The organism is Mycolicibacterium sphagni, from assembly GCF_002250655.1.
Lineage (GTDB): Bacteria > Actinomycetota > Actinomycetes > Mycobacteriales > Mycobacteriaceae > Mycobacterium > Mycobacterium sphagni.
The window spans coordinates 1-10,268 of the sequence record NZ_NOZR01000050.1; the positions used below are offsets into that span (position 1 = coordinate 1).

The window sequence follows — 10,268 nt, forward strand, 5'->3', positions numbered from 1 at the left end:
CCGACATCGCAAACAAGCCACCAATAGCCTGCATCGGACCCGACGCACTCCGCAAAGCCACGCCCGGAGACCAACGATCCTTACCTGCCATCGAAACCAGGTCCTTCCAGAATGGTCACCGCAGCTACCGCCGTCGGCCCACCGATGTTGTGGGCCAGCCCGATTCGAGCACCGTCCACCTGATTGGCTGCCTCGCCGCGAAGCTGGTCGAAGAGCTCGACACATTGCGCCACACCGGTGGCACCGGGCGGGTGGCCTTTGGACTTCAGGCCGCCACTCGGATTGACCGGCAGCGCTCCGCCAACACAGGTCACCTCGGCCTCCATCAGCTTGTAGGCCTCCGCGGGTTCGGCGAAGCCGAGATCTTCATAGCTGATCAGTTCAATGCCGGTGAAGAAATCGTGAACTTCCGCCACATCGATATCGGCGGGCGTCAAATTTGCCATGTTGAACGCTCTTTTGGCCGCACGAACCGTGGCCGGGAATGTCGTCAAGTCCGTCTTGTGCTGATGCATCACCGAGTCCAGGCCCAGACCCACTCCCCGGATCCACACCGGCCGGTCGGTGAATCGGTCCACCACGTCTTCTGACGCCAGTAAAAGTGCTGCGGCGCCATCGCTTTGGGGCGCGCAGTCGTAGACGCCGAACGGTGTCACGACCGTCGGAGCAGCGAGCACCTCTTCAAGAGTGACCTCGAAACGCAGCCGGGCTTTCGGGTTGGACACACCGTGCCGATGGTTCTTCACCGCGACCATCGCCATGTGCTCGCGAGTAGCCGGGGTTTCGTGCAAATAACGCGCAACGTGAAGGGCGAATCCGGCCGGCGAGACCAACCCCAGCGGGTAATCCCACGCCATATCGCGGGCCATCGCCTCCCACTCCCACAGCAGTTGCTTGGAAGCGGTCTCACGGACCTTGTCGGCACCCATCACGAGCGCCACGTCGGCCGCGCCGGACGCGACACCGTAGAGCGCATTGCGAACGGCGTCATTGCCGGTGGCGCAAGAGTTCTCGACGCGCGTGACGGGAAGGTTGGGCAGGCCGAGCGAGTCCGCCAAGATGCCGGCCGGAAATCCATCGGGGGTGCCCATCGCACCGAACCACGCCGCGTCGATCTCAGACTTGTTGACGCCCTTGTCAACCCGAGCCGCGCATTCGCTGAACGCCATCGGGAGCAGGTCCTTCATCCCGAGGGCGAAGTGCTCTCCGAACGCGGTCATACCGGCACCCACCACGGCGACGCGCCTCATGCGGCACCCCACGACAGAACCGACGGTTCCCGCGGAGCCGACGGCTGATAGGGCTCGAAGGCGTATCCGTAGTCGGGCACACCGGATCTCATCGCCACCCGCCGCAATGTGAGGCGGCCACGATCTCCGATGGCTACCGTGCCCGCCTCGACCCCGGTGACCTTCACCAGCGCGCGGACGCCGACGTCGTCGAGTTCGACAATCACCAGCGAGTAGGGAGTGCGCAAGCCTGGAACCGGGATGTGGACGGTGACCTCGGTGTAGACAGCGCCCGCGCGGGGCAGCGGCACCAGTTCGTAGTCGGTGGTGAGCCGGCCGTGCTCGTCGAGGCGGTAGCGCGGTGGGAAGTCCAATTCGTCGCTGCCGCTGTGCCTGCCGGCTTCCCACCGAACCTTGGCTTCGAAAGCCCGCTCGTAGGCTGCCAGGGAGATCGGGATCTCGGCGCCGGGAGCGACTTTGGTGTTCGGGCGCGGGCGCGGCGCCGGCTCGCGGCGATACACGGCGGCGTCCCCGCCGACCACCGTCACACCGGACAGGCTGGCCTGTTCGACGGCGACCAACGGACCGTTGGTGTGCGATTCGGCGAGTGCGGCCAACGCGAACAGCGCGGCACTGGCCCCGGACGTCGGCAGGGCGGGCGGCTCGCCGCCGCACAGTTCGGCGGCGCGATCGTGGTCGACGCCGGCCAGGGCGACAGGTGTGTCGAGCCAGGCGGCCGCCAGCGATGCGACGAGGCCGCGCTCGTGGAGAAGTCGCGGGTCGCCGTAGTCGTGAACGACCCCGCTCTCATTGCGGGTGCGGACGGGAAGGCTGCGGGCCACGCGTGCGGCGGTGCGGACCTGCAGCCCGCTGTCGGCGGTCAGAATTGCCGCCGCGCCTGCCGGATCGAGGTCGGTGCCGATGACCAATGTGCGTGACCGGGCCGAACTGACCGCATCCAAAGTGGCGGGCGCTCCCCCGAGCCGCTCGTCCACCTCGAGTTCAGGATCCAGGCCGAGGCCGGCGAGCAACACCGCGGCGTTGCTGCTCTCCAGCAGCGGCAGATTCCTGCTGACCAACACGACGCGTTCGACGGCACCGCCTTCGGACAAGGCCGCCCGGCCCGCTTCAACAGCGAGTGTGATGGCGTCCTCGTCATCGCCGGCAATGCGATGTGCGTCACACCCCCATGAGGGTAGGTAGGTGCCAATGGCGATGATGTGTGGCATGAGCTGTCCGGCGCGACCTAGGTGACCGCGCCAGCGGTCTTCAGTTCGATGATGCGGTCCCAGTCCAGGCCGAGCTCTTCCAGAATCTCGTCGGTCTGCTCGGCGAATCCCGGCGCCGGCCCGGTGTGCGGCGCTGAGACGTCGAATTGCACCGGATTGGCGACGAGTTCCAGTTCGCCTGCCTGCACGATGTATTCGTTGGCGCGGATCTGCGTGTCCTGGGCGGCTTGCAGGGTGTCCTGTACCGGCGCCCACGGCCCGGCCAGGGTCGCGAACCGCTCACTCCACTCCACCAGCGGCCGCTTGGCCATGGCCTCGCGCAGGATCTCCACGGCGGCGGCGGTGTTCTCCGCGATCGATTCCGCGGTGGCGAACCGGGGGTCGTCGGCCAGCTCGCCGAGGTCCATGTGCTTGCACACATCCGCCCAGAACTTGGTGGGCTGCATCATCACAAACGAGATGTAACGGTTGTCGGCCGTCTCGTAGAGGCCCACCAGCGGGTTGATCGGCGACCCGTGCACACCCGGAGGCGGTTGCACCATCTGCTGTTGGAGGTGCTGGGTCAGCGCCACGGTGTGACCCATCGCCCACAGCCCACTGCCGAGCAAGGAGACGTCGACGGTCGTCGGCTCGCCGGTGCGCTCACGCTGGAACAGCGCGGCCGCGATGCCGCCGGCGAGATTGGTGCCCGAGATCGTGTCACCGTAGGCCGGGCCTGGCGGGGCGATCATGCCTGGGATGCCGGGCGGCGTGATGGTCGCGGCGGTACCGGCGCGGCACCAGAAGGCCGTCATGTCGTACCCGCCCTTGACCGACTCCTCGCCGCGCGGGCCGAGCGCACTGCCGCGCGCGTAGATGATCTTCGGGTTGACGGCGCGGATGTCGTCGACGTCGATCCCGAACTTCTGGCGGTGGCCGGGCAGGAAGCTGGTGAGGAACACATCAGCGCGGCGCGCCAATTCCAGCAGTACCTCTTTGCCTTCGGGCACCGACATGTCCAGCCCGATGCTGCGCTTACCGCGGTTGGCGTGCTCGATGTTCGGGTTGGGGTCGCCTTCGACGCGCAGTGGGCCGGTCTGACGCAGCCCGCGCTGCGGATCACCGGTCACCGCGTGTTCGACCTTGATGACGTCGGCGCCCCATTCGGCGAGCACCGCGCCGCACGACGGCACGAAGCCGTACATCGCGACCTCAAGGATGCGGACCCCTTCCAGGGGCCTCACGACACGACCGCCGCAAGAGTCTTGCGCTCGAGGAATTCCTCCAGGCCGGCCACACCCATCTCGCGGCCGACACCGGACTGCTTGTAACCGCCGAATGGACTGTCCGGACCGAAGTAGTTGCCGCCGTTGATGCCCATCGTGCCGGTGCGAATCCGGCGGGCAATCGCCAGGGCGCGATCCTGGTCGCCGAAGACCCCACCGGACAGTCCGTAGATGGAGTTGTTGGCGATCCGCACCGCGTCGTCGTCGTCGGAGTAGGCCAGGACGGCCAGTACCGGGCCGAAGATCTCGTCCTGTGCCAGCTCGCTGTCGGGGTCGACGTTGATGACGAGAGTCGGCTCGTAGAAGAAGCCCGGCCCGTCGACTTTCTTGCCGCCGGTGACCACGGTCGCGCCCGCGGCAACCGCGCGCTGGACCATGCCGTCGACCTTGTCGCGCTGAGCCTCGTTGATCAGCGGTCCCATGTACGTCGACGGGTCAGCCGGGTCGCCGTGGCGAACCATGCCCATGAAGTTCTTCACCAGCTCGACGATCTCGTCGTGGTGCTGACGGGGCACCAACAGCCGAGAAGTGATCGCGCAGCCCTGACCGGCATGCGAGGTGATCATGAAGGCCGCCATCATGGCGCAGTTGTTGAAGTCGGCGTCGTCGAGCACCACCATGGCGGACTTGCCGCCGAGTTCCAGGAAGACCTTTTTGATGGTTTCGCTGGCCGCCGCCATGATTTTGCGGCCGGTGGCCGTCGATCCGGTGAAGGTCACCACGTCCACGTCGGGGCTGGTGGTCAGCGCCGCGCCGACGGCGGCATCGGTGGAGCTGATCACGTTGACCACTCCGGCCGGAATGTCGGTGTACTTCGCGATCACCTCGGCCAGCGCCAGGGTGGTCAGCGGGGTGTCCGGGGCGGCCTTGAGGATGACAGTGCACCCGGCTGCCAGCGACGGGCCCAGCTTGGCCAGTGCCAGCTGGTTGGGAAAGTTGTAGGCGATGATGGCGGCCACCACGCCGGCGGCTTCCTTCTCTACCCACCGGCGGTGGGTCTGCCCACGGCTTTCGATCTCGCCGAGCTCCTCGGTCATCGAATAGGTCTTCAACAGATTCGCGTAGTAGCCAACGATGCGGATGGGGTCGTCCAGCTGGGCGCTCTCGGTCAGCGCGCGGGTCGCACCAACCTCCGCGATTGTCAGCGCACGCAGTTCGTCGCTGTGCTCCACCAGCGCAGCGTGCAGCTGCTCGAGGCAACGGATCCGCAATTCGACGTTGGTGGACCAGTCAGTGTTGTCGAAGGCGTTGCGGGCCGCGGCGATCGCACGCTCAGCGTCGGCGACGTCCCCGTCGGGTGCGTAGCCCACCACGTCTCCGTTGGCCGGGTTGATCGACGGATAGCTGCGCGCAGCCCCGACGAGCTGCCCGTCGATCAGCATGTGCCGCTCGGACACCTGGCTCTCCGCCGCTTGCTCGCCGCTTGCGATGGTGGCCGTCGCATCCTGGGCCGGCATCAGCAACTCCTCCGGTTGTTCGATAACTCGGTTCTCATCTCCGGCGAATCATACATTCGGGCCACGAGAACTCAAGCCGCGTTGGCCGAACAACCTGGCGTCGAAAACGCAGCCGGTTGACGCGACCTCTCGAGGCATCTCCGCAGTTAGACACATTGCGCCGAAGTGTCTTGCGAAATGGATCACACCGAGAGTAGCGTTCTCATATCAGAAAGGGAGATTCTTGAGATTCGAGATCCAGCGGATCGGCGACGCGAGGGAGTGCGGACGCCGTAGTGAAGAGTGTCGTCCCTTTTTCGACGGCAGCGGAGCCTGTCAGTGAAGACGGCGTTGGTGACCGGTGGCGGTTCGGGAATCGGCTTGGCGGTGGCCAATCGGCTGCGCGCCGACGGCTACCACGTCGCCTCGATCGACCTCAACGCCTCAGAGACCGACTTCTCCTACATCGCCGATGTCACCGACCGCGCCCAGATCGATGCCGCGCTCGCCGAGATCCATGCCGCCCTGGGACCCGTCACCATCCTGGTCAACGCCGCCGGCCGGGACTCCTTTCGCCGATTCACCGACATCAGCTTCGAAGACTGGAAGAAGATCGTCGACATCAACCTGCACGGCGTCTTCCACACCATCCAGGCCGTCCTGCCCGACATGATCGAGGCCGGCTGGGGCCGCATCGTCAACATCTCCTCATCGAGCACCCACTCCGGGGTCCCCTACATGTCGGCCTACGTCGCCGCCAAATCCGGCGTCAACGGCCTGACCAAAAGCCTTGCCCTGGAATACGGCCCCGCCGGCATCACCGTCAACGCCGTCCCACCCGGCTTCATCGACACCCCGATGCTGCGCAAAGCCGAAGCCCGCGGCAACCTAGGCGACGTCGCGGCCAACATCGATCGCACTCCGGTGCGCCGCATCGGCCGACCCGAAGACATCGCCGCGGCCTGCGCCTTCTTCATCTCCGACGAAGCCAGCTACATCACCGGCCAAATCCTCGGCGTCAACGGCGGCCGCAACACCTGAGCGCGCGGTACGTCACAGTCATTTCGACACACATAACGAGCAGTTAGAGAGAGGAACACCTGTGGGACGAGTCCAAGGCAAGGTTGCCTTCATCACCGGCGCCGCACGCGGGCAGGGCCGAAGCCATGCCCTGCGGCTGGCCGAAGAAGGCGCCGACATCATCGCTGTCGACTTGTGCAAAGACATCGACTCCATCGGCTACAAGATGGCCACCCCCGAGGACCTCGAGGAAACCGCCGAGCTGGTCAAGAAGACCGGCCGAGGCATCGTCACCGCGCAGGCCGACGTGCGCGAGGCCGCTCAGCTGAAGGACGCGCTCGAACAGGGCCTCACCGAATTCGGCAAGGTCGACATCGTGGTCGCCCAGGCCGGTATCGCCGGGATGAAGGGGCAGCCGCCGCTGCAGGCCTGGTGCGACGTGATCAACACCAACCTGATCGGCACGATCAACGCGATCCAGGTTGCTCTGCCCCATCTGGAAGCGGGCGCCTCGATCATCGCGACCGGCTCCACCGCGGCACTCATGGACGCCCACCAGAAGGCAAGCCCGGGAGCCGATCCGGGCGGCATGTCCTACATGGTCGCCAAGCGCCTGCTGTCCAACTATGTACACGACCTGGCCACCGAACTTGCGGTGCGGGGCATTCGGGCCAACGTCGTCCATCCGACCAATTGCAACACCGACATGCTGCAGAGCGAGCCGATGTACCGCTCCTTCCGGCCCGATCTGGAAAACCCCACTCGCGCAGATGCCGAACCGGTGTTCGGCGTTCAGCAGGCGATGAAGGTCAACTTCGTTGAGCCCCTGGACATCAGCAACGCGGTGCTGTGGTTGGCATCCGAGGAGGCCCGCTATGTCACCGGCATGCAGCTGCGTGTCGACGCCGGCGGCTACCTCAAGTGGTACGACTACCACGTCTAGGTCGAAACGACAACCACGTCCGAATCGAAACGACAACTGCACCGAACAGGGAAGGGAAACTGTGAAGGTCCGGGTTGACCAGGAGCGGTGCCAGGGGCACACGCTGTGCGCCATGATCGCTCCAGATATGTTCCAGCTCAACGATATTGATGGCAGCTCGTCAGCGGTCACCGAAGTGGTCCCAGCCGACCAGATTGAGCTCGTACGCGAAGCCGCCCAGTCCTGTCCGGAGCAGGCAATCCTCATCGAAGAGGACTGACCGGGTCTGCCCACCACGAACTATCAAGGGAGACAATGCCTTGACCATCGATGACGTCACCGACGACACCGAGCGGAAGCAGCCGAACTATCACTTCGACCGGCATACGCCGGAGTATCGACATCAATTCGAGAACATCACCGAGGAAATGCAGTCCCGGTGCCCGATGGCGTGGACTGATGTCTACGATGGCCACTGGGTAGCCGCGGGCAGCAAAGAGGTCTTCGAGCTCGCGCGCTGCCCGGTGGTCTCCAACGATCACGACATCAACGGAGAACGCAACGGCTATCAGGGCATCACGATCCCGAAAGCGCAGCGGGCTACGGTGGTTCGCGGTGGCATCCTCGAGATGGATGAACCCGAGCACAGCGACTACCGCGGGGCCCTGAACCCGTACCTGTCCCCTGCCGCCGTCAAGCGGTGGGTCCCGTTCGTCGACCAGATCGTTCGAGCCTCTCTGGACGAGAAGATCGAATCCGGGCACATCGACTTCGTCGATGACCTCGCCAACATCGTGCCCGCCGTGCTCACCCTGGCCATGATGGGGATCGAGCTGAAGAAGTGGCCGGTCTACAGCGAGCCCGCGCACCTGTCGGTGTCCACTCCGGAACACTCGCCAGACGCGCCCCGCGTCGCCGAGATGAACCGGCAGATGGGCATCGACATGATCACCACCATGATGGAGGTCCGGGAGAACCCGCGGCCGGGACTGGTGAACGCGCTGCTTGCGCTGCGCATCGACGGCGAGCCCGCCCCCGACCTGGAGATCCTGGGCAATCTCGGGCTGATCATCGGTGGCGGCTTCGACACCACCACGGCACTGACCGCACATTCGCTGGAATGGCTGAGCGAGAATCCCCTTGAGCGCGAACGGCTCAGCCGGGATCGCGCGACGCTGTTGGATCCGGCCACGGAAGAGTTCCTGCGGTTCTTCACCCCGGCACCGGGCGATGGACGCACGTTCTCCGCCGACGTCGAGGTCGAGGGGCATAAGTTCAAGGAAGGTGAGCGGCTATGGCTGTCGTGGGCGATGGCCAACCGCGACCCGTCGGTGTTCGAGAAGCCCAACCAGGTCCAGCTTGACCGAAAGGGAAACCGGCACTTCAGTTTCGGCATTGGCGTGCATCGCTGCGTCGGGTCGAATGTCGCACGAACGGTGTTCAAGTCGATGGTGACCGCCGTCTTGGACCGCATGCCCGACTACGTCTGCGACCCCGCGGGCACCGAGCACTACGAAACCATTGGCGTGATCCAGGGCATGAAGCATCTGCCGGCCGACTTCACGCCAGGACCGCGTCTTGGCCCCGGCCTCGACGAGACACTCGAACGGCTGCAGAGGATCTGCGTCGAGCAGGGCCTCGCGCGTCCGATCACCGAGCACAAGGAAGCCGCTGTCATCGACTGGCTCTGACACCGTCCGACAAAAGACCGTGGCCCCCTCCTCACGGAGGGGGCCACGGTGCTTTTGGGGGTTTTAGGCAGCGCCCTTACCGCTGCGGCCTGAACCACCGGAACTCTTCGCGGAGCTGGAGCTGCCGGAGTCGGTCGAAGCCTTGGTATCCGAAGATCCCTTGGTCGACACCTTCGGCAGCGACGGCAACGACAGCTTCGGCGGCGCAGGCAGCGACACCTTCGGCGGCGCAGCCAGCGTCAGCTTTGGCGGCGCAGGCAGCGAGACCGTCGGAGCACTGACCGACGGCGATGCGCTCGCGGCAGCCTTCGATGCGGCACTCACGGTGGGAGCCGGCTCCTTGACATTCAACGAGACCGTCGGCGCATTACCGGCGATGCTCGTTGCCGTCTTGTTGATGCTCGTCACCGTGGATGCTGCTGCGACGCCGGCCGCAGCCAGTGCGGTCGCCGCTGCTCCGCCACCGGCATTAACACCGCCACCGATGTGGATACCACCGATGTTGATGTTGATCGCCGCCGAGATGCTGGCGTTCAGCGCCTTGGCCAGTGCGGTCAGCTGGGCGCTGAAGTGCGCCCCTGCCGCTGCCAATGCGTTGACGACGGCCTGCGGTGATGGGAACGCAGCGAGGGCGGCCTTGATGGCCGTATCCAGTGCTGCGCCACCGACGATCAGCCCGTTGCTGAGCGCGCCGATCAGCGCATTACCCGCCGCCACACCGGCATTCAGACCAGCCTGCAGCACCGCAGCACCGTTGTTGAACAGGTCCCGCCCGACCGCGAGTGCCGTCTGCAATCCGCCGCCGAGCGCTCCGCTGAGTGCGTCGACGAACACCGCCGGGTTCGGGAAGGCCGCCACCGCTGCGTTGAACGCCGCGGCCAGGGCCGCACCGCCATTGGCCAACGCGTTGATGATCGCCTGTGCCCCATCGAGGTTCAGGGTGAGCGCGGCCTTCAGCGCCAACCCGAGGTTGACGTTGATGTTGCCGAGGGCGTCAACCAGCGCGTTGATGAAGGCCTGCGGGTTCGGGAAGGCGGCCAGGGCTGCCTGGAACGCCGCAAACAGTGCGCTGGCCGGGTTGCCCAGCGCGGCGATCAGGGATTGGAAGGCCGTCGAACCAGCCGCGATGCCGGCCTGGATCGTGTCGGCCAACTGGCCCGTGAACGTGGTGAATGCGTTGGCGAGGATGCCCAACGTCGGGTTGATGGCGGCCAGCGCGTTGGCGAAGGCGTTGACGAAGGCCTGCGGGCTCGGGAAGTTGGCCAATGCCGCGTTGAACGCCGCCGCCAACGCCGCCCCACCGGACACCAGAGCGTTGAGGAACGCCTGCGGTCCGTCGATGGCCACATTGAGCACCGCCCGCAAGGCCAGACCCAGGTTGACATTGATGTTGCCGAAGGCCTGCACCAGCGCATTGATGAACGCCGCCGGGTTCGGGAACGCCGCCAAAGCCGCCTGGAACGCCGCAAACAGCGC

The 10,268-nt window shown here is 65.7% G+C and carries 8 protein-coding genes and 1 pseudogene; 4 read left to right on the top strand and 5 right to left on the bottom strand.

The genetic code is table 11. The features are described 5' to 3' along the window. Nucleotides 1–80 precede the first annotated feature (80 nt). From CG716_RS29140 to CG716_RS29155, 4 genes are read right to left on the bottom strand one after another with little or no spacing between them, the layout of a single operon-like run. Entirely contained in the window at nt 81–1,250 is a 1,170-nt protein-coding gene (locus CG716_RS29140; RefSeq protein WP_094484628.1) for a thiolase C-terminal domain-containing protein, read from the bottom strand. Then, entirely contained in the window at nt 1,247–2,458 is a 1,212-nt protein-coding gene (locus CG716_RS29145; protein WP_094484629.1) for an OB-fold domain-containing protein, read from the bottom strand. Before CG716_RS29145 ends, CG716_RS29140 begins: the two co-directional genes overlap by 4 nt. Nucleotides 2,459–2,475: 17 nt before the next feature. Continuing rightward, entirely contained in the window at nt 2,476–3,681 is a 1,206-nt protein-coding gene (locus tag CG716_RS29150) for a CaiB/BaiF CoA transferase family protein (RefSeq protein ID WP_094484630.1), read from the bottom strand. Continuing rightward, complete coding sequence (locus CG716_RS29155; protein WP_094484631.1) at nt 3,678–5,180, bottom strand: aldehyde dehydrogenase family protein; 1,503 nt, start codon at nt 5,178–5,180, stop codon at nt 3,678–3,680. Before CG716_RS29155 ends, CG716_RS29150 begins: the two co-directional genes overlap by 4 nt. A gap of 318 nt (nt 5,181–5,498) precedes the next feature. Between CG716_RS29155 and CG716_RS29160 the strand changes: the two genes are divergently transcribed. The 4 genes from CG716_RS29160 to CG716_RS29175 all read left to right on the top strand — a co-directional run bounded on the left by CG716_RS29160 (nt 5,499) and on the right by CG716_RS29175 (nt 8,792). Next, entirely contained in the window at nt 5,499–6,200 is a 702-nt protein-coding gene (locus CG716_RS29160; RefSeq protein WP_094484632.1) for an SDR family NAD(P)-dependent oxidoreductase, read from the top strand. Between the two features lie 61 nt (nt 6,201–6,261). Further along, nucleotides 6,262–7,122 carry a mycofactocin-coupled SDR family oxidoreductase gene (locus CG716_RS29165; protein ID WP_094484633.1) on the top strand — a complete coding sequence of 287 codons (861 nt, stop codon included), beginning with the start codon at nt 6,262–6,264 and terminating at the stop codon, nt 7,120–7,122. A gap of 61 nt (nt 7,123–7,183) precedes the next feature. Beyond that, nucleotides 7,184–7,381 (top strand): ferredoxin, encoded by a 198-nt coding sequence (locus tag CG716_RS29170; RefSeq protein WP_094484634.1) that lies wholly within the window; start codon nt 7,184–7,186, stop codon nt 7,379–7,381. Nucleotides 7,382–7,421: 40 nt separating this feature from the next. Continuing rightward, nucleotides 7,422–8,792, top strand: a complete 1,371-nt coding sequence (locus tag CG716_RS29175; protein ID WP_094484635.1) for a cytochrome P450 — start codon at nt 7,422–7,424, stop codon at nt 8,790–8,792. 63 nt (nt 8,793–8,855) lie between these two features. On the opposite strand, the pseudogene CG716_RS30440 reads toward CG716_RS29175, so the two are convergent. Continuing rightward, nucleotides 8,856–10,268: pseudogene (locus CG716_RS30440) on the bottom strand (hypothetical protein); the annotation flags it as partial.